We start from the raw sequence: 18,350 nt of genomic DNA, 5'->3' as shown, positions 1-18,350 counted from the left end.
ACCCAAAAACAGACGGGGGACCCTCCGCGATGACCCATTACAAGAGCAACCTGCGGGACCTCGAGTTCAACCTGTTCGAAGTGTTCGGTGTCGAGCAGGTGCTCGGGCAAGGTCCCTACGGCGACATCGACGTGGACACCGCCCGCAGCATTCTCGGCGAGGTGGAGCGGCTGGCCCGGGAGGACCTGGCCGCCAGTTACGTCGACGGGGACCGCAACCCGCCCGTTTACGACCCGGCCACGTTCTCGGTGCGCATGCCCGACAAGTTCCGGCAGTCCTACCAGGCGTTCATGGCGGCCGAGTTCTGGCGGCTCGATCTGCCCACCGAGCTCGACGGGACCGCCGCGCCGCGGGCGCTCTGGTGGGCGCTCGCCGAGCTCGTCCTCGGGTCGAACGCACCCGTCTGGATGTATGCGTCCGGGCCCTCGTTCGCCAACACGCTGCGGATCGAAGGTACCGAAGAGCAGAAGAAGTGGGCGAAGCTCTTCGTCGACAAGCAGTGGGGCTCCACGATGGTGCTGACCGAGCCGGATGCCGGCTCCGACGTCGGCGCCGGGCGGACCAAGGCCGTTCCGCAGCCCGACGGGTCCTGGCACATCGAGGGCGTGAAGCGGTTCATCACCAGCGCCGAGCACGACCTCAGCGAGAACATCGTGCACTACGTGCTGGCCCGGCCGGTGGACACGCCCGGTGCGGGCGGGCCCGGCACCAAGGGGCTGTCGCTGTTCGTCGTGCCGAAGTTCCACTTCGACGCCGACACCGGCGAGCTCAAGGAGCGCAACGGCGCCTTCGTGACAAACGTCGAGCACAAGATGGGGATCAAGGTCTCCACGACGTGCGAGGTCACGTTCGGCGGGCACGGTGTGCCGGCCAAGGGCTGGCTGCTCGGCGACGTGCACGAGGGCATCCGCCAGATGTTCATGATCATCGAGTATGCCCGGATGATGGTCGGCACCAAGGCCATCGCGACGCTGTCGACCGGCTACCTCAACGCGCTCGAATACGCCAAGAGCCGCGTGCAGGGTGCGGACCTGGTGTCGACGGACAAGGCGGCCCCGCGGGTCACCATCATCAACCACCCCGACGTGCGTCGCTCGCTGCTGATGCAGAAGTCATACGCCGAGGGCCTGCGCGCGCTCGTGCTGTACACGGCGACCTGGCAGGACAAGGTGGCCCTCGCCGAGGCGGCCGGCGACGAGAAGGCGGCGAAGATCGCCAAGCGGGTCAACGACCTGCTGCTGCCGCTGGTCAAGGGCGTCGGCTCGGAGCGGGCCTACGAGCTGCTGAGCCACGAGTCGCTGCAGACCTTCGGTGGGTCCGGGTTCCTCCAGGACTACCCGCTCGAGCAGTACGTCCGCGACTCCAAGATCGACACGCTGTACGAGGGCACCACCGCGATCCAGAGCCTCGACCTGGTGTTCCGCAAGATCGTGCGGGACCAGGGCAAGGCGCTGCTGACGGTGGCCGGGGAGATCCAGCAGTTCCTGGAGTCCGAGGGCGGCAACGGGCAGCTGAAGGTCGAGCGCGTCGCGCTGGGCAAGGCGCTGACCGAAGTACAACAGATGCTGGGTATCTTCACCGGCTGGCTCGGTGAGGCGCAGGCCGGCGACCCGCAGGCCCTCTACAAGGTCGGCCTCAACACCCGGCGCTTCCTGCTCGACCTCGGCGACGTCGTGGTCGGCTGGCTCCTGCAGCGCCAGGCCGAGGTGGCCCTCAAGGCCCTGGCCGGCGACGTGTCACCGGCCGACAAGGCGTTCTACGAGGGCAAGGTGGCGGCGGCCAAGTTCTTCGCGCACGAGATCCTGCCGCGCGTGGGTGCCGACCGCCGGATCATCGAGTCGACGACCCTGGACGCGATGCAGCTGGGCGAAGACTCGTTCTAATCGACAAAACCAGGCTGACGACGAAACCCGGCTCATCCACGAGCGGTGTGCTCCAGGATGAGCCGGGCCTCCGTCAGCGACGACCACACACCAGCGAAGCGGTGCACGGCCAGGCCCGACGTCGACAGGCCGGTGCTGTCCAACGAAGCGCTGTACAGCTCGTTCGACAAGTCAGAGATCGTCGGGTTGTGCCCCACCAGCAGCAACGTCGAGACCGACACGCTTGTCTGCCGCACCAGCTCGAGGGTGTCGAAGGCCGGCCCGGTGTAGATGCGGTGCTCGAACACCGCCGGTGCCTCCAGCCCCAGGGCCTCCAGCGTCTGCCGGGTGCGGACCGCGGGCGAGCACAGTACCGCGTCGGGCTTGAGGCCCTGCTCCTTGAGCCACACTCCGGCCGCTGCGGCGTCGCGCTGACCGCGCGGGGCGAGCGGCCGTTCGATGTCGGTGGCGTAGTCATCCGGGTCGGCCGCCTTGGCGTGCCGCAGAAGGATCAGCGTCCGCTCGGTCATGCTGCCAGCCTCTCCGATTGAGAAACGTCGTGGGTGGGTAACCCGGAGCACAGACAGTTACCCACACATCGGCTCGGGAGGCCTTCGATGGGTATCGGCGGAAGTATCCTACTGATCGTTGTCGGCGCGATCATGACGTTCGGGCTGGACGACACGGACGTCGGACCGTTCAATCTCGACACGATCGGCTGGATTCTCCAGCTCGCCGGGCTCGTTGGCCTGGCCCTGACCCTGTACTTCTGGAACTCGCGCCGTCGCACGGTGGTTTCGGCGGCCCCGCCGCCCCCGCCGGCCGCCGGAACGGTGATCCCGCCCACCGCGGACGAGGTCATCGAGCGGCGCACGCGGCGCTACTGACCGAACCAAACGCACGAGCCGTGGCCCGGAGGGTGTCCCTCCGGGCCACGGCTATGCGTAGAGGGCGAAGTAGATCGCGATGTGGTGGCAGATCGCCGCGACCAGCGTGCAGGCGTGGAAGAACTCGTGGTGGCCGAAGACGGTCGGCCACGGGTTGGGCTTGCGCAGCGCGTAGAACACCGCGCCGACCGTGTAGAAGCCGCCCCCGACCAGCGTCAGCACCAGCGCGGTCACGCCGCCGCTGTGCAGGATGTCGGGCAGGACGGCGACCGCGACCCAGCCCAGCGCGATGTACAGCGGCGCCGACAGCCAGCGGTGCCGGCTCATCGCGGTGATCTGCTTCGAGGCCACGCCGAGGATCGCGCCGGCCCAGACCGTCGTCAGGATCGCGACGCGGGTCGTGCCGCTGAGCAGCAGGACGCTGAAGGGCGTGTAGGTGCCGGCGATGAACACGAAGATCATGGAGTGGTCGAGCCGCCGCATGATCTTGTAGCCGCGCTCCGACCACACGCGCCGGTGGTAGAGGGCGCTGGTGCCGAACAGCGCGACCACCGTGAGGCTGTAGACGACGCAGCTCACGAACGGGGCCCAGCCCGGCCGGGCCGCCGCCAGCGAGCACAGGACGATGCCGCAGATGACGGCCGCGCCCGCCGCATACGCGTGCAGCCAGCCACGCATCCGTGGCTTCCCCAGGTCGACCGGGCGGAGGCGGGTTTCGGTCTTCACGGTCACCCCTCCAGGTTACGGTTCCGTAGGTTACTGGCAAGTAATCGTCAGGCGAAACACGTCACGCGGCAAAATCACAGCCCCGTCGATCGGCACGAGCTGGACGTCCTATCGGACGAGCTGCTCCTTCGATCGGCACAAGCTGCACCTTCTATCGTGACGAGGTGCATGTTCGCCCCGTCGGCGCCGACGCGCTGCTCCTGGAAGTCGACCACCCGCTCGACTGGTTCGCCGCGCTGGACGCCGAGCGAGCCGCCGGCCGGCTCCCGGTGACCGACATCGTGCCCGGTGCGCGCACAGTTCTGCTAGACGGGGTGTCCGACGCCACGAGCCTGGCCGCCAAGCTCTCCGACTGGACGTTCGATCCGGCATCGGTACCCCCACAGCCACCCCTCACCGTCGACGTCCACTTCGACGGCGGCGACCTGCCATTCGTGGCCGAGCTCGCCGGCGTCAGCGTCGCCGCGGTCGTCGACGTCCTCACCGGCACCGATCTGCAGGTCGCGTTCTGCGGATTCGCGCCCGGCTTCGCCTACCTGCGCGGCCTGCCCTGGAACGTCCCCCGCCTCGACACCCCCCGCACCAGGGTCCCGGCCGGTTCCGTCGCCCTGGCCGCCGAGTTCGCCGGCATCTACCCGACCCCGTCCCCGGGCGGCTGGCGGATCATCGGCCACAGCCCGGCCCAGCTCTTCGACGTCGATCGCACCCCGCCGGCCCTGATGACCCCGGGCCGCACGGTCCGTTTCTCGAAAGCGTGAGCGCCGAGCTGCGGGTCGAGATCGCCGGCCCGCTCACCACCGTGCAGGACCGCGGCCGCCCCGGGTACGCCCACCTCGGCGTCCCCCGCTCCGGCGCCCTCGACCGCCCCGCGCTCGAGCTCGGCAACCGGCTCGTCGGCAACCCGCCGGACGCGGCCGGCCTGGAGATCACGCTCGGCCCGTTCACGGCGGTCGTGGAGCGCGCGGGAACGATCGCGATCACCGGCGCCGCCGCCCCGCTGCGAGTCGGTGGCCGCCCGGCCCCGCTCAACGCCCCCGTGCCGGTCCGGGCCGGAGACCGGATCGAAGTCGGAAGAGCAATGCATGGGCTTCGGGTGTACTGCACGATCAGCGGTGGCCTGACTCCCGACCCGGTCCTCTCCAGTCGCTCGACCGACACGCTGTCGCTGCTCGGACCGCCCGCGGTGCGTGCCGGCGACCGGCTCCCACTCGGGAAACCGATCGGTTTTCCCGCTCTCGTGGACGTGGCGCCCCGCCCTGTCCTCGGCGGCCCCATCGTGCTGCGCATCGCGTGGGGACCCCGCGCCGATCTGTTCACGGACGCGGGGCGGCTCGGGTCCGGCGAGTACCAGATCCGCAGTGAAAGCAACCGCGTGGGCGCACGGCTGGATGGACCGGCGCTGACCAGGGTCGTTACCGCCGAGCTCCCGAGCGAGGGCATCGTGCTCGGTGCGGTCCAGGTGCCCGCGAACGGCCAGCCGCTGGTGTTCCTGGCCGATCACCCGACCACGGGCGGATACCCGGTGGTCGCCGTCGTACACCCGGCCGATCTGCCGCTGCTGGCCCAGGCCCGGCCGGGCGATAGCGTTCGATTCCGTGGACCTCAACAGTGACCTCGGTGAGGGGTTCGGCGTCTGGCGCCTCGGTGACGACGACGCCCTCCTGACCATCGTGACCAGCGCGAACGTCGCCTGCGGCTTCCACGCCGGCGACCCCGCGACCATGCGCCGGGTCAGCGACCGCGCGGGCGAGCGCGGCGTGCGGGTCGGCGCGCAGGTCAGCTACCGCGACCTGGCCGGGTTCGGACGGCGGAAGATCGACGTGCCGCCGGCGGAGCTGACCGACGAGCTGCGCTACCAGATCGGTGCGCTCGCCGCGTTCGGGCCGGTCGCCTACATGAAGCCGCACGGCGCCCTCTACAACACCGCGGCCGTCGACACCGGGCCCGCGTCGGCGGTGGTGGCCGCGGCCGCCGCGGCGGGCGACCTGCCGGTGCTGTGCCAGCCCGGCTCGGTGCTGGCCAGGCTGGCCGATCAGCGGGGGCTGCGGGTCGTCAACGAGGGGTTCGTCGATCGCGGGTACCTTCCCGACGGCCGGCTCGTGCCCCGCTCCCAGCCCGGCGCGCTCGTCACCGACGTCGCCACGGTGGCCGCCCGCGCGGTCCGGATGGCGGTCGACAACGTGGTCGAGGCGGTCGACGGATCGACGGTCCGGCTCCCGGTCGAGTCGCTGTGCGTCCACGGCGACAGCCCGGGCGCGGTCGACCTGGCCCGGGCCGTGCGGGCCGCACTCATCGACGCGGGTGTTCCCGTGATGGCGTTCGTCGGCTAGCATATCGATTATCGATATGGAGGCGGGGGACATGAAGAAACCGAACTGGTTCGTGGAGCTGGAGTCCGCGTTGGTGGTCTCGATGGCGGTGGTCGGGCTCGGGGTGGTGGCCACGGTCGTGGGTGTGATCACGCGCGACCCGATCCCGGTGACGGTGCCCAACGACATGGCGGGCGTGGCGAATATGGGGGCCGGCGGCCTGGTGTCGACCGAGGACGGCTCGATCGACATGGTCATGAACGGGCCGACCTGGGCACAGACCCTGCTCGGGGTGCTCAACCAGCTGCCGACCCCGATCGTCGTGCTGACACTGCTGGCCGTCCTGCACCGGGTGGTGCGGCGGATGCGGCGCGGCGGGCCGTTCGACGAGGTCGTCGTGCGGCGGGTGCGGCTGCTCGGGTGGATCGCCGGCGTCGGCGGGATGCTGGCCGTGCTGATCGAGGCGAGCGCCGAGGCGTTCCTGACGCTGAGCGCCGACCTGCACGGGATCAGCTTCTGGCTGCCGATCATGCCGGGCCTGCTGAGCTGGCCGCTCATCGGCATCGGGCTGCTGGCGCTGGCCGAGGTGCTGCGCCGCGGTGTGGTCATGCGCACCGAGCTCGACACGGTGATCTGATTGCCGCCGGAGGACGATCACCGGGTCGAGCTGGCGCTCGACCAGCTGCTGGCCGCGCGCGGGATGACGCTGACCGAGCTGGCCGAGAAGGTCGGCGTGACCGTGGTCAATCTGTCAATCCTGAAGAACGGCCGGGCCCGGGCCATCCGGTTCAGCACGCTCACCGCACTGTGCGAGGCACTGGACTGTCAGCCCGGGGACCTACTCTCCGTCCGCCGCCTCGGCGTCCATGCCCCGGAGGATGAGGGGTAGGCGAACCGCGCCGTCGCCGGTGACCCTGATCGGGACGCCCCAGTCCTGCCGGGTGAGGTGGCAGGCCGGAAACTCGGCGTCGATGTCGCAGGTGGCGGCCTGCGCCGTCACTTGCAGTACCCCCGCCGCAATGTCTTTGGAAAGAATGAGGCGCCGTCGGAGGCTCTGCGTCACGCCCGCGCCCTCGAGGAGCAGCTCCGGCGGTGACGCCGAAACCTCGAGGCGGGTCGACGGGCCGAACGACTCGTCGAGCTTCTGGCCCGGGGCCGGCGTGAAGATCAGATCCAGCTCGACCGCACCGGCCGCGAGCATCGTCGGCGGGCGCTCGGTGCGGTGGCGGACGCCGGTCACGTCGATGCCGGCCGCGGCGAGCGTGCCCGCGCCCAGCCGGACCAGCCGGTGCGCGCCCGACTCGACCACGACGATGTCGCCGTCGGCGGAGAGCACCAGGTCGCTCGGCTCGGCCAGGCCGTCGACGACCGTCGACACCCGGTTGTCGGCGATGCGCCGGACCGCACCGTTGTACGTGTCGGCCACCAGCACGCTGCCGTCGGCCAGCGCCAGCACGCCGAGCGGATGCTGCAGCAGCGCCTGGTCGGCGGGCCCGTCCACGTGGCCGAAGTCGAACAGCCCCTGCCCGGCCGCGGTGTGCATCTCGCCGTTCTCGATCCACCGCACCGCCGACGACTCGCTGTCGGCGATCCAGAGTTTCCGCTGATCCGGTGAGACGGACAACCCGGACGGCTGCGCCATCCAGACCTCGTGCAGCGGGCCGTCCCTGAGCGCCTCGACGGTCGTGCCGGCGTACATCCCGGCCGTACGCTTGATCGGGTCGAACCACCACAGCTGGTGGATGCCGGCCATCGCGATCACGACCCGGTCGTCATACCAGGCGACGTCCCACGGCGAGGAAAGATCCAGCACCAGCGAGTCGTGCGCCTCGAAGTCCACCGTCCCGCGCCACTGCCGCCCGCTGCCGGCGACGGTCGTGACCTCGCCGGTCGTCAGGTTGAGCCCGCGCAGCAGGTGGTTGACGGTGTCGGCGACGACGACGTCATACCCGGCGATCTCGGCCGTGTGCGGCGGCAGCAGGCACAGGCCGCCCGGCTCGGAGAACTCGGGCTCGGTGCCGTCCTTGCGCCCGCGCTTGCCCGTCCCGAACCGCCGGACGAGCGTCTCGTTGTCGCCGTCGAGCTCGACGACCGACTGATGCGTGGAGTCGGACACGAGAAAATGCCCGTCGGGCAGCGCCAGCGCCTTGCCCGGAAACCTCAAAAGCGTCAGATCACTGTTTTGTACTGCGTGGAAGCCGGCACTCGTCCTGAGCGTGCCCTTGGCCGTGTGCACCTGGACCAGCTCGTCGATGAGCCTGGAGAGCCCTTCGGCGTGGCCCTCACCGGCCATGTTCGCCACGACGTAGCCCTCGGGGTCGACGACGGTGAGCGTCGGCCAGGCCTTCGCGGCGTACTGCTGCCACATGTTCAGATCCGGGTCGTCCAGCACCGGATGGTCGACGCCATACCGCTCGACCGCCTGTGCCAGCGCGTCCGGGTCCTTCTCGTGCTCGAACTTGGGGCTGTGCACGCCGATCGTGACGAGGACGTCGCTGTACTTGTCCTCGAGCGGCCGCAGCTCGTCCAGCACGTGCAGGCAGTTGATGCAGCAGAAGGTCCAGAAGTCGAGCAGCACGATCTTGCCGCGCAGGTCGGCCAGGCTCAGCTCCTGCCCGTTCGTGTTGAGCCAGCCGCGGCCTTTGAGCTGTGGTGCCCTGACCCTTGGCGTGTTCACTTCTCGGCGGCCGGTCGGAGGCACAGAACCTGGTCCTTCTCACCCTTGTGCTGCAACACGATGTACGGCTGCGCGGCGTCGGAGCAGCTCTCCGGCTTGTCCACCTTGGACACGATGCGGAACGCGTCCTTGTTCCCGCAGTCGACGCCGGTCGCCGAGTCCCCGTCCCGCTTCACGCAAGAATTGACGGCGAAACTGGTACCCCCGGCATTGCTGATCTTCACCACGATCGCCGTGCCGGCCACCGCCACCAGGAACACGGCCGCCACGATCAGCAGCCCGACGACCAGCCCGCGCTTGCTCTTGACCGGCGGCTCCGGCGTCGGGATCGGCTCGCCCTCGACCTGGGGCGTCTCCGCCGGGTACGCGCCGGGCATGTCGACCAAGTCCCCGTACCGCGGTCCACCCTCGGACTGGTACTGCCCGGTCGCGGGCGGCGCCGACGTCTGATACGTCCCACCGACCGTCGCCGGGGGCCCGCTGAACGGCTGGTTGCCTGCGAATCCTGCGTGGCCCGCACTTCCTGCGCTGCCACCGTTGCCGAACGGCGGCGCGCTCGACGGGAACGGCGGAGCGCTGGCCGGTTGCGTGCCGTACGGAGGAGCACTCGCCGGTTGCGTGCCGTATGGAGGAGCACTGGCCGGTTGAACGCCGAACGGTGGGGCGCTCGTCGGTGGGGCGGAGTCGGTGGCGGGCGGGACCGAGACCGAGGCGCGGGCACCGTACGTGCGCGGGCCCGGGTCCGGCGGAATCTGACCGAGGTTGACCGGCGCCGGGACCTCAGGCGCAGCCGCGGCCGGCGGCGGCACCTGCGCGTTTCCGGTCGGCACCTGAGCGGAGCCGGTGGGGACGCGAGCGCTGCCCGTCGGGACGCGGGCCGAGCCGGAAATGCCCGGAGCACCGGCGCCGGAGGACGGAGCGGCCGGCGGCGGTACGGCCGGGGCCCACGGGTTCTGACCCTGATTGCCCTGGTGTCCTTGGCTGCCCTGATTCTCTTCGGACTGATTGCCCTGATTCCACGGGCTGTCCGGGTTCGTCTGGCTCTGGTTCCCCTGATTGGCTGGAGTAAAGCCGGGGAAGCTACCGACCGGACCGCGGAGGTCAGCGGGTGCGCTCGCGGCCGGCGGCGGCGTGACCGGCGGCGGCGCGGCCGGCTGACCGTAGGTCGTGGGGACGCTCGCGGAGCCGTACGTGGCGCCGCCCCCCGGAGCCGCCGCACCCGACGTGGGCGCCGACTGCGGCCCAGGCACGCTTACGGATCCGTAAGTCCCACCGGAGACACTGGCCGAACCGCTCGCCCCCGGAACCCGGGCCGAACCCGACGGCCCAGGAACGCTCGCGGACCCGGATGAGCCTTGGGCGCTCGGAGCGCCGGGCACCATCCATTGCGGATCGGAGCCTTCCGACGGGGCCGCGCCAGGCCCGCTCGCCGACCCCGACGCTCCAGGCACGCTGGCCGACCCCGACGCACCGGGGACGCTCGCCGATCCCGACGCTCCGGGCACGCTGGCCGAGCCGGAGGCACCCGGGACGCCGGCCGAGCCGGACGCGCCCGGGCCGGAGACGGGGTGGTGCGGCGGCAGGGCCTGGGCCGGCATCGGGAACTGCGGCGCAGCGGGTGCCGGCGGCGGGGGCGGAGGCGGGCTCGACGGCGGCTCGAACGGGCTCGGCGGCGCACTCGCGGGCTGGCCGTACACGCCGGGCGGCGCGCTCGTGGGCTGTCCGTACTGGTTCGGCGGCGCGCTCGTGGGCTGTCCGTATTGACCCGGCGGTGCGCTGATGGGCTGGCCGTACTGACCGGGCGGGGCGCTCGTCGGCTGCCCGTACTGGTTCGGCGGCGCGCTCGTGGGTTGCCCGTACTGACCGGGCGGTGGGCTCACGGGCTGGCCGTACTCGCCGGGCGGCGGGTAGGAGCCGGCGGGCGGCGGGAACGTGCCCGCGGCCGGTGGCGGGAATTGGCCGGGCGGGGTGCCGTAAGGACTCGGTGGCGCGGGCGGCGCGGGGGGCGTGGACGGGCCGGCGGGCGGGAACGGCCCCGGGCGGGCGGCGTCGTCGGGGTCGTCGGGGTGCTGGGCGTTTTGCGAGCTTTGGTGGGACTGCGGCGGGACCGGGGGAGGCGAGGACGGGACGGGGACCGACGCCTTCGCACGCACGGCCGGGGCTCGACCGGGCGGGGGCGCGCTAGCCGCAGCCTCGTCCGGCTGCTCGGACGGGTGCTGCTGGTCGGACGTCATGCGTGCCTCCTGTTGGTCAGACCCCGACCGTAGTCGACGGGTGTGACACATCCCAGAGCCGGTACCGAGGTTCGTCGGTTCGGATGCCAAGCAAACCAGTACCGGACAACAGATCCATAACCGCCCTGGTCCGCCGGCCGTTCTCCGGAGACGCAAAACCGCCCCGGTCCGAGGAGGAAGCGGACCGGGGCGGTTTCGGGGCGGCGCGCAAAGCCGGCGGGCCTAATTGCGATCGATCATGGCGTAGAGCTCATCACGGAGGGCGACGGACGGGTTCTTGGCGATGGCGCGCTCGACGGCGTTCACACGGCGGGCAACGGCGCGACGGGCCTTGATGCGCTCGAACAGGGTGCTCATGACTGCTCCTCTGGGGGTGGTGTGTAAGGGCTGTACTTACTCCACATTCATTACACGCCCCGGAGGTGATCCAGTTCTACTAAATAAGGGGTGACGCCGCCCACCCGCCGAAGATTCGTAGGCGAACACCAGGGCAAACGCCCAGTTCGTCAGCCATACGACAGGTAGAGGGCGCCCAGCGGCGAGCCACTTCCCCCGGATTGGCCTGCCCTCGCACTCACCCGCTGCCCGCGCCGCCGCCTGGCGCCTCTGACCAACAAGCGACCGCACAACCGGACGCTCAGGACGAGGCGATCCCCGCGCCGCCGATTTCCCAGCTCGGAACCTGCGCCTGGGGCTTCAGGCCCTGGTACTCCACCAGGACCAACGCGATGTCGTCGTCGAGCCGGCCGCGGACCCACTCGACCAGGGCGCTCTCCAGCGACTTGAGGCCGTCGGCGACAGTACCGTGACCCAAAAGGCGTTGGGCTCTTTCGGCGGTCGGGAAGAACTGGCCGTCGCGGCGCGCCTCGGCAAGGCCATCGGTGAAGAACAGCAGGCGGTCGCCGGGTTCGAGGCGCTCGACCCGGGGCTTGACGACCGGCATGAAGCCCAGCGGCGGTGCGTTGGACGGCGGGTCCAGGGGGATCACTCGGCCGCGGCGGAGCAGCAGCGGGGCCGGGTGGCCGCAGTTGACGATCGTCAGGGTGCCGCCGCGCTCCTCGATCAGGGCGGCGGTCACGAAGTCCTCGTCGCCGAGCGAGCGGGCCACGGCCCGGTCGAGGTCGGCGACGATCGCGCGCAGGTCGGCCCGCTCGAACGCGACGTGCCGGTAGGAGCCCAGGACGATGCTGGCCAGGCGGACGGCCTCGAGGCCCTTGCCGCGGACGTCGCCGATGATCATGCGGACGCCGTAGGGGGTGTCCAGGGCCTCGTAGAGGTCGCCTCCGATGTCGGCGGCGGCGCTGGCGGAGATGTAACGGGCCGCGACCGTCAACGGGCCGACCTGGGGGCCCAGCGGCCGCAGCACGGCGCCCTGGGCGACCTGAGCAAGGTGGGACAGCTCGGCGTACCGCGCGATCTGTCTTTGCCTGATCGCCCCTACGGCCGACGCGATGCCCGCGGCCACCACGACGCCGCCCAGGTTGAGCATCAGGACCAGCACGCGGTCGCGGTTGTGCATCAGCTCGATCAAGCAGAAGACGAAGGCCAGCACGGTCGAGGTGCTGCCGACGGCGAGCACCTCCGGCCACGAGGCGAACGCGGCGGCCAGGAACGGCGCGGCCGCGAGGAGGCCCACGTAGTCGGCTCGGTAGCCGTCCGCGACTTCCGCGGTCAGCACGAGCGCGAGCAGCACGAAGGCCGCGCCGACTCCGGCGCGGGCTTCGGGAAGCAGCTGACGTTTCATAGGTCCGGCCAACAGCATGCCACCAACCGACCGCCGTGCCGTTCCATCAAACGGCCGGGTCTTGTCTTACTTGAGTACCTCATACTTCGCGTCGATCACTCCGGCACTCACCGAAGCGATCTTCACGAAGGCGCCCTTGGCAAGATCAATACAGCGTCCGGCGACGAAGGGTCCCCGATCGTTGATCCGCACGTCGACGGATTTCCCATTGGCCAGGTTTGTAACCCGGACGATCGTGTTGAACTTCAGCGTCTTGTGAGCCGCCGTCAGCCCGTTGGGGTCGAAGTTCTCGCCATTGGCGGTCTTCTGCCCGTCAGCGTAGTACGACACTTCGCATTCGCCACTGCTCGCCACCTCGGCCGGAGCCTTCGTGGTGGGCGTCTTCGAAGGCGTCTTGCTGGGGCTCTTCGACGGCGTCTTGGAGGGTGTCGGCGAGGCCGTGACCGGCGCAGACGACAAAACTTCGGCCGTCGCGGTGCTCGGCTCGGCGGAGGGGGACGGGCGCTCGCCGCGGTCCGCTCGATCCTGCGGAGAGCGGGGGGCGTCGACCGCTGCGACGTTCTTGGGATCGTCGGAGCCCATATTGACTGTCGCAATCGCCCCGCCGACCAGAGCAACGACGGCGACGGACCCGGCGATCAATGGGATGAGGTGACGGCGACTGACGAATGAATGTCGGCCGGACAACGTCTGCACCCTTCGTCGACAGCAAGGCCGCGACCGAACGTAGCCGCCCCTCCCGGCCGGGAGTCAAACCGAAGCGCGGCTCCTGTACGGTTTTGCCCCGATAGTTCCGGCCGAACGGCTGATCTGTCGACAAGCCGTTCGGCCGACCCTATGAAAGCTACGCGTGAACCGCCGCCACAATCTGCGAAACGGCGCCGTCCGCCGCGATTTCCGACTTTTCGCCCGACTTGCGGTCGCGGATCTCCACGACACCGTCGGCCAGCCGCTTGCCGACCACGACGATCGTGGGCACGCCGATCAGCTCGGAGTCGTTGAACTTCACGCCCGGCGAGACGTCCTTGCGGTCGTCCAGCAGCACGGTCAGCCCGGCCGCCTCGAGGTCGGCGGCCAGCTTCGCGGCCCCGTTCTTGATCTCGTCCGTCTTGCCGGCCGCGACCACGTGCACGTCGGCCGGTGAGAGCTCCCGGGGCCAGCACAGGCCGCGCTCGTCGGCCGTCTGCTCGGCAACCACCGCGACCGCGCGAGTGACCCCGACGCCGTAGGAGCCCATCGTCACGACCTGCGCCTTGCCGTTCTGGTCCAGGACGGTGAGGCCGAGCGCCTGGGCGTACTTGCGGCCGAGCTGGAAGATGTGCCCGATCTCGATGCCCCGGGCCTGCTCCAGGCGGCCGCCGTCGACCGGGCAGATGTCGCCGTCGACGATCTTGACCGCCTCGATGGTGCCGTCGGGCGTGAAGTCGCGGCCGGCCACCAGGTTCACGACGTGCTTGCCGGGCTCGTCGGCGCCGGTGATCCAGCTCGTGCCCTCGACGACGCGGGGGTCGACGAGGTAGCGGATGCCCGAGGAGTTCTTCTCCCCCAGCACGCCGGGCCCGATGTACCCCTTCACCAGCGCCGGGTGCTGCGCGAACTCCGCCTCCGTCATCGGCGCCACCTCGGCCGGCGACACGACCGCCTCGACGCGGCGCAGGTCGACCTCACGGTCACCGGGCACGCCGATGGCGAGGGGCTCGCGCTTGCCGTCGGGCAGGGTCAGCATGAGCAGGACGTTCTTGAGCGTGTCGGCGGCGGCCCACTGCCGGTCGGCGCGCTGGAGGTCGGTGCGCTCGTTGAACAGGTCGACCAGCGTGTCGATCGTCGGCGTGTCGGGCGTGTCGGCGACCCGGGCCGCGGGCTGCCCCGCGATCTCCAGCGCGGCGGGCGGCGGGGTGGTGACCGCCTCGACGTTGGCCGCGTAGTCGCCGTTGACGCAGCGCACGAACGTGTCCTCGCCGATCTCGCAGTTGGCGAGGAACTCCTCCGAGGCGCTGCCGCCCATCGCGCCGCTCATCGCGGAGCAGATGACGTAGTCGAGGCCGAGCCGATCAAAGATCTTGATGTAGGCCGCGCGGTGGTGCCCGTACGCGGCGCGCAGGCCGTCGTCGTCGATGTCGAAGGAGTACGAATCCTTCATGACGAACTCGCGGCCACGCAGAATGCCGGCCCGCGGACGCGCCTCGTCCCGGAACTTCGACTGGATCTGGTACAGCGTGAGCGGCAGGTCCTTGTACGAGGAGCACAGGTCCTTGACCGTCAGCGTGAACATCTCCTCGTGCGTGGGCCCGAGCAGGTAGTCGTTCTGGCGGCGGTCCTTGAGGCGGAACAGGTTGGCGCCGTACTCCGTCCAGCGCCCCGTCGCCTCGTAGGGCTCGCGCGGCAGCAGCGCCGGGAACGTGAGCTCCTGGCCGCCCATCGCGTCCATCTCCTCGCGGATCACCCGCTCGACGTTGCGCAGCACGCGCAGGCCCATCGGCAGCATGGTGAAGATGCCCGGCGCGACGCGGCGCACGTAGCCCGCACGGACCAGCAACTTGTGGCTGGTGACCTCGGCGTCGGCAGGATCCTCGCGCAGCGTCCGCAGGAACAGCGAGGACATCTTCAGGACCATCTGTGTCCACCTTCTTATGGCCGTTTCCGTCACATTGGACGATACCGAACGCGTCTTCCGGGTTTTTACTGCACTGATCCCGCACCCGGCTTCCTCCTGGGTTCAACCCGGCACCGCCGCCCGGACGGCCGATATCGGAGCCATGCGCCGACTGCTGTTCACTGCATTAACCGCTTTGGCATTGGTACTGCCGGCGACTCAAGCCGACGCCGCGAGTTCGTGGTGGAAGCCGACCGTCGGGCTGAGCTGGCAGATGCAGTTCAGCGGCAAGCTCGATACGAGCATCGATGCGCAGGTGTACGACATCGACGGCGCCGACTCCACGAGTGCGCAGGTCGCGGCGCTGCACCGGGCCGGGCGGAAGGTCGTGTGCTACGTGGACGCCGGGTCATACGAGAACTGGCGGGCCGACGCCGCGAAGTTCCCGGCCGCGGTGCGCGGCAAGGCGCTGGACGGGTGGGCCGGCGAGCAGTGGCTGGACGTGCGCAACTGGACCGCGCTCCAGCCGATCCTGAGCGCCCGCTTCCGCGACTGCAAGGCCAAGGGCTTCGACGCGGTGGACCCGGACAACATGGACGGCTACGCCAATGACTCCGGCTTCCCGCTGACCGCGGCCGACCAGCTGACCTTCAACCGCCGGGTGGCCGACCTCGCGCACGGCCTGGGCCTGGCCGTCGGGCTCAAGAACGACCTGGAGCAGGTCAAGGCGCTCCAGCCGGCGTTCGACTTCGCGGTGAACGAGTCGTGTTCGCAGTACAAGGAGTGCGGCCTGCTCGCTCCGTTCATCGCCGCCGGCAAGCCGGTCTTCCACGTGGAGTACAGCGCCGCCCGCTGCCCGACCCCGGCCGCGCTCAAGTTCAGCAACATCCGCAAGAAGCTGGCCCTGGACGCCTTCCGGGCCGCCTGCTAGCCCGCTTTCCCGGCCCTGACCTGCGGATTTCTGGACTTGTCACACCCCTCGCCTACACTTCCCGGCGTGAGGATTCGGGGAAGGAACGTCGACGCGCTCGTCTACTTGAGCTTCGTCCTGGGTGCCGTCTACATCCTGGGCCGCCTCTGGATGGACCCCAACGGGCGCTATCTGACGCTCAACTTCCAGGACAGCTTCAACTTCGAGTGGATCCTGACCCACGCCACGGAGCTGTTCACCAAGGGTGAGTCGCCGTTCTTCTCGGACGACGTCAACTACCCGCTCGGCGTCAACCTGATGGCCAACACGTCGATCCTCACCCTGGCGCTGCCGCTGACCCCGATCACGCTGTGGCTCGGCCCCGGCGTGACCTTCGTGATCATCTCGACGCTGGCCCTGGCCGGCACCGCCTGCGCCTGGTATTACGTGCTCAGCCGCCACTTCGGCCGGTCCAAGCTGGCCGCCTTCGTCGGCGCCGCGTTCCTGGGCTTCGCGCCGGCCATGATGTCGCACATCGCCGGGCACCCCAACATCGCCGGGCAATACTTCATCCCGCTGATCATCGCCGTGGTCTTCCGCATGAAGGAGCCCGGCAACACCTGGCGGCAGGGCATCTGGCTGGCCGTCCTCGTGGTGCTGCAGGCCGGCATCAACGAGGAGATGCTGTTCTTCACCGCGATGGCCCTGGCCGTGTTCATCCTGGCCTACGTGCCGTGGCGGGACCTGCTCGGCTACGCCAAGGTGATGGCGCCCAAGTGCGGCGTGACGCTGCTGGTGGCCGGGGTGGTGCTCGCCTACCCGCTGTATTTCCAGTTCACCGGGCCGCAGCACTACAGCGGCCTCGACGCCGGGGTGCGCGCGATCAACCTCGACGCGAAGTCCTACGTCGCATTCGGCCGCTACTCGATCGCCGGCGACGTCGCCGAGGCCTCCCGGCTCAACAAGGGCAACGCCAGCGAGGAGAACAGCTTCTTCGGCTGGCCGCTCATCCTGGTCATGCTGGCCGGCACGATCTTCTTGTGGCGCAGCCGGCTCTCCCGGGCCCTGGCCATCACCGGCGTCGTGTTCGCGATCTGCTCGCTCGGCGACGTCATCCGCGTCGACGGCGTCGACCGCACCAACTTCCACGGTCCGTGGAAGTGGATCAGCGCCCTGCCGCTGTTCGACTCGGTGGTGCCGACCCGGCTGGCCCTGATCACCACGGTGTGCATCGGCGTCGGCCTGGCCCTGATGGTCGACAAGCTGGTCGTCGAGCGCCTCCGCCCGGTCGCGGCCGACGCGCCGGCCGCCACCGCGGTCCCGCCCCGCGAGCCCGAGCCGGCCCTGGTCGGCGGCTCCAGCTCCGGCGGCGACTCGGCGACCGCCGCGGGTGATTCGTCGGCCTCAACGGGCGGCTCCTCGGTCCCGGCCTACGCGGGCGACTCCTCGGCCTCGACCGCTTCGGCCGGTGCCGCATCCACCTCGACGATGTCAATCGGTGCCCCATCGACTTCAACAGACGATCCGGCCGCCGCGACCGGTGACGGGCGCGACGGTTCCGGGTTGGACAGCTCCGGGCGAGACGTCTCCGGCCGGTCCTTCGGGCGTTCGGATCAGACGCAGCCGCCGGTGCGCCCGGTCAGGGGTGCCGGACCGGTCCCGAGCCGCAGCCCGCGCCTGGCGCTCGTCTGGGCGGTGGCGCTGCTGGTCGCGCTGGTGCCGCTGTTCCCGACGCCGCAGCCCGCCGACGGCCGCCCGCCGATCCCGGCCCTGTTCACCAACGGCAACTGGCGCACCAAGCTCCCGCCCCACCCGGTCGTGGCTCCACTCCCGGGCGGCTGGGACGACAACATCAAGATGATGCGCTGGTCGACCGAGACCAACTTCGAGGTGAAACTGACCGGCGGCTACTTCCTCGGGCCCAACGACACCGAGCCCGACGACAAGTACGCACACTTCGGCCCCGGCTACCGCGACACCGTCATCTACCTCAACGGCGTGCTGCGCATGCGCACATCTCCGACGCCGACCGAGGAGCAGCGCGCCGACTTCCGCGCCGACATCCGGCACTGGAAGGCGACCAACCTGGTGATGCCGGTCGGCTACTACAACGAGAAGGTCCTGCGCGAGACCATCGACAAGCTGGTCTCCCCCGACGCCCCCCCAGCCCAAATCGTCGACGGCGTGTACCTCTGGGACGTCCGCTCAATCACCGCCAACCCCTAAACCCCCCTCCGCCCCGCCCCGCCCCGCCCCACTCCGCGCCGCGCCGCCCCGCCCACTCCACACCGCCCGGGCGGCGCGGACCGTCCACACCGCACCGCACCGCACCGCACCGCACCGCACCGCACCGCACCGCACCGCACCGCACCGCACCGCACCGCACCGCACCGCACCGCACCGCACCG

17 protein-coding genes are annotated in these 18,350 nt (G+C 70.2%); 9 read left to right on the top strand and 8 right to left on the bottom strand.

Annotated elements, in window-relative coordinates; genetic code table 11:
- Positions 1-29 precede the first annotated feature (29 nt).
- Positions 30-1,883 carry an acyl-CoA dehydrogenase gene (locus tag ACIA8L_RS48570; protein ID WP_395915865.1) on the top strand — a complete coding sequence of 618 codons (1,854 nt, stop codon included), beginning with the start codon at positions 30-32 and terminating at the stop codon, positions 1,881-1,883.
- Between the two features lie 32 nt (positions 1,884-1,915).
- On the opposite strand, the gene ACIA8L_RS48565 is transcribed toward ACIA8L_RS48570, so the two are convergent.
- On the bottom strand, positions 1,916-2,392 hold the full coding sequence (locus ACIA8L_RS48565; RefSeq protein WP_395915863.1) for a SixA phosphatase family protein: 477 nt from the start codon (positions 2,390-2,392) through the stop codon (positions 1,916-1,918).
- 87 nt (positions 2,393-2,479) lie between these two features.
- On the opposite strand from ACIA8L_RS48565, the gene ACIA8L_RS48560 reads away from it, so the two are divergent.
- Positions 2,480-2,749, top strand: coding sequence for a DUF6458 family protein (locus ACIA8L_RS48560; RefSeq protein WP_395915861.1), 270 nt, complete (start codon positions 2,480-2,482; stop codon positions 2,747-2,749).
- Between the two features lie 51 nt (positions 2,750-2,800).
- On the opposite strand, the gene ACIA8L_RS48555 is transcribed toward ACIA8L_RS48560, so the two are convergent.
- Positions 2,801-3,427 carry a hemolysin III family protein gene (locus ACIA8L_RS48555; RefSeq protein ID WP_395916094.1) on the bottom strand — a complete coding sequence of 209 codons (627 nt, stop codon included), beginning with the start codon at positions 3,425-3,427 and terminating at the stop codon, positions 2,801-2,803.
- Positions 3,428-3,639: 212 nt separating this feature from the next.
- On the opposite strand from ACIA8L_RS48555, the gene ACIA8L_RS48550 reads away from it, so the two are divergent.
- The 5 genes from ACIA8L_RS48550 to ACIA8L_RS48530 are packed head-to-tail and all read left to right on the top strand — an operon-like array spanning position 3,640 to position 6,673.
- Positions 3,640-4,233, top strand: coding sequence for an allophanate hydrolase subunit 1 (locus tag ACIA8L_RS48550; RefSeq protein WP_395915859.1), 594 nt, complete (start codon positions 3,640-3,642; stop codon positions 4,231-4,233).
- The gene (locus ACIA8L_RS48545; protein ID WP_395915857.1) at positions 4,230-5,087 is read left to right on the top strand and encodes a biotin-dependent carboxyltransferase family protein; all 858 of its coding nucleotides are present in this window, start codon (positions 4,230-4,232) and stop codon (positions 5,085-5,087) included. Before ACIA8L_RS48550 ends, ACIA8L_RS48545 begins: the two co-directional genes overlap by 4 nt.
- Positions 5,071-5,805: a LamB/YcsF family protein gene (locus ACIA8L_RS48540; RefSeq protein ID WP_395915856.1), complete on the top strand. Its 735-nt coding sequence runs from the start codon at positions 5,071-5,073 to the stop codon at positions 5,803-5,805. The genes ACIA8L_RS48545 and ACIA8L_RS48540 overlap by 17 nt, the downstream gene beginning before the upstream one ends.
- A 31-nt stretch (positions 5,806-5,836) precedes the next feature.
- Entirely contained in the window at positions 5,837-6,421 is a 585-nt protein-coding gene (locus ACIA8L_RS48535; RefSeq protein WP_395915855.1) for a DUF2975 domain-containing protein, read from the top strand.
- Positions 6,422-6,673: a helix-turn-helix domain-containing protein gene (locus ACIA8L_RS48530; RefSeq protein ID WP_395915854.1), complete on the top strand. Its 252-nt coding sequence runs from the start codon at positions 6,422-6,424 to the stop codon at positions 6,671-6,673.
- Here the strand turns inward: ACIA8L_RS48530 and ACIA8L_RS48525 are convergent.
- From ACIA8L_RS48525 to ACIA8L_RS48500, 6 genes are all read right to left on the bottom strand, one after another.
- The gene (locus ACIA8L_RS48525) at positions 6,623-8,485 is read right to left on the bottom strand and encodes an NHL domain-containing thioredoxin family protein (protein ID WP_395915852.1); all 1,863 of its coding nucleotides are present in this window, start codon (positions 8,483-8,485) and stop codon (positions 6,623-6,625) included. The two genes, ACIA8L_RS48530 and ACIA8L_RS48525, sit on opposite strands and share 51 nt — an antisense overlap.
- Positions 8,458-8,838 carry a hypothetical protein gene (locus ACIA8L_RS48520; protein ID WP_395915851.1) on the bottom strand — a complete coding sequence of 127 codons (381 nt, stop codon included), beginning with the start codon at positions 8,836-8,838 and terminating at the stop codon, positions 8,458-8,460. Before ACIA8L_RS48520 ends, ACIA8L_RS48525 begins: the two co-directional genes overlap by 28 nt.
- A gap of 2,079 nt (positions 8,839-10,917) precedes the next feature.
- On the bottom strand, positions 10,918-11,052 hold the full coding sequence (locus tag ACIA8L_RS48515; RefSeq protein WP_395915849.1) for a hypothetical protein: 135 nt from the start codon (positions 11,050-11,052) through the stop codon (positions 10,918-10,920).
- 280 nt (positions 11,053-11,332) lie between these two features.
- Positions 11,333-12,439, bottom strand: coding sequence for a PP2C family protein-serine/threonine phosphatase (locus ACIA8L_RS48510; protein WP_395915847.1), 1,107 nt, complete (start codon positions 12,437-12,439; stop codon positions 11,333-11,335).
- Positions 12,440-12,505: 66 nt separating this feature from the next.
- Positions 12,506-13,135, bottom strand: coding sequence for a septal ring lytic transglycosylase RlpA family protein (locus ACIA8L_RS48505; RefSeq protein WP_395915846.1), 630 nt, complete (start codon positions 13,133-13,135; stop codon positions 12,506-12,508).
- A gap of 148 nt (positions 13,136-13,283) precedes the next feature.
- Positions 13,284-15,053: a proline--tRNA ligase gene (locus ACIA8L_RS48500; RefSeq protein WP_395915845.1), complete on the bottom strand. Its 1,770-nt coding sequence runs from the start codon at positions 15,051-15,053 to the stop codon at positions 13,284-13,286.
- Positions 15,054-15,195: 142 nt separating this feature from the next.
- On the opposite strand from ACIA8L_RS48500, the gene ACIA8L_RS48495 reads away from it, so the two are divergent.
- Together ACIA8L_RS48495 and ACIA8L_RS48490 are read left to right on the top strand one after the other, a co-directional pair.
- The gene (locus ACIA8L_RS48495; RefSeq protein ID WP_395915844.1) at positions 15,196-15,963 is read left to right on the top strand and encodes an endo alpha-1,4 polygalactosaminidase; all 768 of its coding nucleotides are present in this window, start codon (positions 15,196-15,198) and stop codon (positions 15,961-15,963) included.
- A gap of 66 nt (positions 15,964-16,029) precedes the next feature.
- A complete protein-coding gene (locus ACIA8L_RS48490) occupies positions 16,030-18,168 on the top strand; it encodes a DUF6541 family protein (RefSeq protein WP_395915843.1) in 2,139 nt (712 codons plus the stop codon).
- Positions 18,169-18,350: the final 182 nt, after the last annotated feature.

It is taken from the genome of Dactylosporangium sp. NPDC051541 (assembly GCF_044454505.1).
In the GTDB taxonomy this organism is placed as follows: Bacteria; Actinomycetota; Actinomycetes; order Mycobacteriales; family Micromonosporaceae; genus Dactylosporangium.
Note: the sequence above shows the minus strand (reverse complement) of the source record. Positions and strands in the feature narration are given on the sequence as shown.

Coding starts and splice junctions, on each gene's coding strand:
- ACIA8L_RS48535 (WP_395915855.1), top strand. CDS start 5,837: ATGAAGAAACCGAACTGGTTCGTGGAGCTGGAGTCCGCGTTGGTGGTC.
- ACIA8L_RS48560 (WP_395915861.1), top strand. CDS start 2,480: ATGGGTATCGGCGGAAGTATCCTACTGATCGTTGTCGGCGCGATCATG.
- ACIA8L_RS48565 (WP_395915863.1), bottom strand. CDS start 2,392: ATGACCGAGCGGACGCTGATCCTTCTGCGGCACGCCAAGGCGGCCGAC.
- ACIA8L_RS48520 (WP_395915851.1), bottom strand. CDS start 8,838: ATGCCCGGCGCGTACCCGGCGGAGACGCCCCAGGTCGAGGGCGAGCCG.
- ACIA8L_RS48555 (WP_395916094.1), bottom strand. CDS start 3,427: ATGCGTGGCTGGCTGCACGCGTATGCGGCGGGCGCGGCCGTCATCTGC.
- ACIA8L_RS48495 (WP_395915844.1), top strand. CDS start 15,196: ATGCGCCGACTGCTGTTCACTGCATTAACCGCTTTGGCATTGGTACTG.
- ACIA8L_RS48570 (WP_395915865.1), top strand. CDS start 30: ATGACCCATTACAAGAGCAACCTGCGGGACCTCGAGTTCAACCTGTTC.
- ACIA8L_RS48515 (WP_395915849.1), bottom strand. CDS start 11,052: ATGAGCACCCTGTTCGAGCGCATCAAGGCCCGTCGCGCCGTTGCCCGC.
- ACIA8L_RS48510 (WP_395915847.1), bottom strand. CDS start 12,439: ATGAAACGTCAGCTGCTTCCCGAAGCCCGCGCCGGAGTCGGCGCGGCC.
- ACIA8L_RS48500 (WP_395915845.1), bottom strand. CDS start 15,053: ATGGTCCTGAAGATGTCCTCGCTGTTCCTGCGGACGCTGCGCGAGGAT.